Annotated in this window: 2 protein-coding genes; both read left to right on the forward strand. The window is 41.1% G+C overall.

Going from position 1 to position 917, the window contains the following annotated elements; all coding sequences use genetic code 11:
• Nucleotides 1-72: 72 nt before the first annotated feature.
• Entirely contained in the window at nucleotides 73-483 is a 411-nt protein-coding gene (locus MTX11_RS16530) for a transposase family protein (protein WP_243475619.1), read from the forward strand.
• Nucleotides 431-901 carry a transposase family protein gene (locus tag MTX11_RS16535; protein WP_243475620.1) on the forward strand — a complete coding sequence of 157 codons (471 nt, stop codon included), beginning with the start codon at nucleotides 431-433 and terminating at the stop codon, nucleotides 899-901. Before MTX11_RS16530 ends, MTX11_RS16535 begins: the two co-directional genes overlap by 53 nt.
• The last annotated feature ends 16 nt before the right edge of the window (nucleotides 902-917 follow it).

Consider the following 917-nt stretch of genomic DNA (forward strand, 5'->3'; position numbering starts at 1 on the left):
TAGATCTCTTTCATAAATCAAAAAACGATCTTCTTTTTGGTTAATATTTGCACTCCGGATTTCTTGGCATTCGTGCATAATCTGCAGATGAAATACATCGATTCAAACAAGCTTTCTGATCCTCAGTTCAAGCGATACACAGGCATCTCATGGTCAACTTTCTATTTGATGGTTGAGCAATTGCAGAAGCATGTCTCTGCCAAAGGCAGACCGCCCAAGTTAAGCCTGGAGGATCAGGTTCTGCTCTGTCTGAGCTATTGGCGGGAATACCGAACCTTATTTCATGTTGCGACGAGTTACGGGGTTTCAGAGCCCACAGCCTCAAGAATTGTCCGTCATGTTGAAGACTGCCTGATTCGGTCCAATCTGTTTAATTTACCCAAAGATTTACCCGAGGGCGAAGGCATCGACTGGAATGTTGTGATCGTGGATGCCACGGAAATTCCAATCCAAAGGCCTAAAAAAACAGAAGAAAAGCTATAGCGGTAAGAAAAAGACCCATACCTTTAAAGTACAGGCCATGATTCACTACAAGACTCAGCGAATTCTGAGTTTATGTACCAGTCGCGGTGCAGTCCATGATTTCGAGTTGTTCAAACGCAATTTAAACCAGATTCCTTCAGGAGCCTTTGTTCTTGCGGATAAAGGTTATCAAGGGATTTATACTTTGTATCCCAATAGCCTGTTGCCCTTAAAAGCCAAAAGACGCTGTAAATTGGATCCCGAACTAAAAATCTATAATCAAGAAATCAATAAAAGAAGAATCGGAATTGAGCATATATTTGGCAGCCTGAAAACCTTCAAAATCCTTGCTGAGCGTTATCGAAATAGAGGTAAAAGGCTTGGTTTGAGATTCAATTTAATCGCTGGAATCTACAACTTGGAACTGAGCAAAAAATGATTTATGAAAGAGGTCT

The sequence above is a fragment of the Acinetobacter lwoffii genome (assembly GCF_022809915.1).
Lineage (GTDB): Bacteria > Pseudomonadota > Gammaproteobacteria > Pseudomonadales > Moraxellaceae > Acinetobacter > Acinetobacter lwoffii_M.